Source organism: Endozoicomonas sp. ALC013, from assembly GCF_049310205.1.
Lineage (GTDB): Bacteria > Pseudomonadota > Gammaproteobacteria > Pseudomonadales > Endozoicomonadaceae > Endozoicomonas.
Map to the genome: position 1 here is coordinate 1 of NZ_JBLYNS010000293.1, position 3050 is coordinate 3050.

Sequence of the window (3050 nt, forward strand, 5' to 3'; positions counted from 1 at the left end):
GACACTGCTTGATGCAATAATATTTAAGTGCAACCAAAAACCTGAAGCCAGGGATATTGATGCCCAGGGAATCGCCAACCTGTTGTGGGCCCTGGCGAAACTGGTGGACAACGGGCAGGAGCGAACAGCAGAGCTCAAAAAGGCCGTGGCCGTGTTGTTGCCCCATGTGAACGCACAGAAAAAACAATTTATTCCTCAGGGAATCGCCATCCTGCTGTGGGCCATGGCGAAACTGGTGGACATCGGGCAGGAGCGGACGCCAGAGATCAACGAGGCTGTGGCTTCGCTGTTGCCCCGTGTGAACGCACAGAAAGACCAATTCAATACCCAGAATATTGCCAACATGCTGTGGGCCATCGCGAAACTGTCGGACAACGGGCAGAAGTGGGCACCAGAGCTCAACGAGGCCGTAGCCTTGCTGCTGCCCCACGTGTACGTACAAAAAGCTGACTTTAAACCACAGGGTATCGCCAACCTGCTGTGGGCCATAGCGAAACTGGTGGACAACGGCCAGGAGCGGACACCAGGGCTCAATGAGGCCGTGGCCGCCCTGTTGCCTCACGTGAATGCACAGAAAGACCAATTTATTCCTCAGGCTATCGCCAACCTGCTATGGGCCGTGGCAAAACTGGTGGACAACGGGCAGGAGCGGACACCAGAACTCAAAGAGTCTGTGGCTGCACTATTGCCACACGTAAACACACAAAAAGCTTGCTTTAAACCACAGGAAATCGCCAGCCTGCTATGGGCTATGGCGAAACTGATGGACAACGGGCAGGGGCCGACACCAGAGTTCAGCGAGGCCGTGGCCGTGCTGTTGCCCCAAGTGAACGCACAGAAAGACCAGTTTATTCCTCAGCATATCGCCAACCTGCTGTGGGCCATGGCGAAACTGGTGGACAACGGGCAGGAGCCGACACCAGAGCTCAACGAGGCCGTGGCTGCCCTGTTGCCCCATGTGAACACACAGAAAGACCAATTTATTCCTCAGCACATCACCAACCTGCTGTGGGCCATGGCGAAACTGGTGGACAACGGGCTGGAGCCGACACCAGAGCTCAAAAGGGCCTTGGCCGCGCTGTTGTCCCACGTGAACGCACAGAAAAACCAACTTAATGCCCAGGGCATTGCCAACCTGTTTTGGGCCATGGCGAAACTGGTGGACAACGAACTGGAGCGGACACCGGGGCTCAAAGAGACCGTGGCCGCACTGCTGCCCCTCGTGCAAGCACAGAAAAACCAACTGAATGCCCGGAGCATTGCCAACCTGCTGTGGGCCATGGCGAAACTGGTAGACAAAGGGCAGGAGCGGACGCTGGCGCTTAAAAAGACTGTAGCCGCGCTGTTGCCCCATGTGAACGCACAGAAAGAGCAGTTTACTGCCCTGGGTATCGTCAACCTGCTGTGGGCCATGGCGAAACTGGTGGACAGCGGACTGGAGCGAACACAAGGGCTCATAGAGACCGTGGCCGAACTGTTACCCCACGTGAACGCAATGAAAGACCAATTTATTCCTCAGCATATTGCCAACCTGCTGTGGGCCATAGCAAAACTGGTGGACAACGGGCAGGAGTGGACACCAGAGCTCAAAGAGGCAGTGGCCGCGCTTTTGCACTACGTGAACGCACAGAAAAACCAATTTAATACCCAGAATGTCGCCAACCTGCTTTGGGCCATGGCAAAACTGGTGGACAACGGAGAGTGGGTACCAGAGCTTAAAGAAGCTGTGGCCGCGCTGTTGCCCTACGTGAACGCACAAAAAGCCCACTTTAGACCACAGGAAATCGCCAACCTGCTGTGGGCCATGGCGAAACTGGGTGAACTCGTTGAGCTACAAGTGGTTACCTCTACGTTTGAATCGCTTGTCTGCAGATTAAGTGACAACCTTCAGCTCTCTCAGCAAGATATATTTATGTCTCTCTGGGGCATAATGGTATGCTGTGCCAGGTTGTCTCCAGACTCCAATGCCAATAAAAATAACATGCTTGAAAAGCACATGGTTGACCTGTTTACTCGCCTGGAAAATACATCCCCGGACAATGCAAAGGATCAACGCATCATTGCCATGGCCGCCAGTTGGCTTGGGAGAGCAAGTCCGATCATCCCCCATTACCAGACAACCATTTCAAAACTTCAATCCGACTTCCGCGATCAACTCCAATCATGCATGCCCTCTTTGAAGATTGAAGAAGAAAAGTGTCTGAACTCATTGCCTCCCGTTGACCTGCTGCTGCCAGATCACAACATGGTTATTGAAATTCAGGGACCGTCTCATTACGTAAGTAATGATTTTAAAATCAGGAATGGTTCGACTCTGCTTAAAATTGCACTGTTGCAAAAATCAGGATTTGAGGTCATTGAAATCCCGGTTAACCAGCTCAGGAGCCAGGATTCAATGAAACTTTACATTAATCAAATAAAGACCAGAGTGGAAATCCCGCCACAGGGTCATGGCTGTGTATCACTTAACACCGCATGGGCAGATGCTGCATACGTGACTGCCGAAGAACATTTAGGAAGAGCAAACCAATCCAGCAAAGAGGAAGAAAACAAACAGCCAGTAATCGCCTTCTTCCCATCATGACTCAAGTAAACTTTTCCGCAAAATGAACTTCTGAACAGAACAGCAGTCTGCTTTTCATATTTTCATGAATTAATGAAATATAATTATGGATAGAAGTTCTGCTGGTATCAGTGATCAATACACAAGATCTGATAACGGTTACAACCAACCGAATGGCCATGTCGCTTCTTCAAGGCGTGGGCAATACAGACATGCCACAGTCAGAAAGCGTGATAGTCACCCCCGCTCTATCCCGGGATGTAATGAATTTCACCATTCTTCTGGCACACGCCCTTCTCAATATTTAAGGCACCGTTCAGTAAACTCTGCTCAAGATTTTAATGCCCTCATCAAACCAGAAATAATGGATGGTCTGGTGAGTAAATGGGATCGTTTCGGTCATCGCTATGATGGGAGAAATCACAGTCAATATGCCAGCTCAATTAAAAAATACACGTCAGCTGCTAAAAGACCGTTAAACCGAACA

The 3050-nt window shown here is 50.8% G+C and carries 2 protein-coding genes; both read left to right on the forward strand.

Annotated elements, in window-relative coordinates:
• On the forward strand, window positions 1-2584 hold a 2584-nt coding region (locus tag ACO6V1_RS23235), incomplete at its 5' end, for a DUF1601 domain-containing protein (protein WP_422468878.1).
• Window positions 2585-2669: 85 nt separating this feature from the next.
• On the forward strand, window positions 2670-3050 hold a 381-nt coding region (locus ACO6V1_RS23240; protein WP_422468880.1), incomplete at its 3' end, for a hypothetical protein.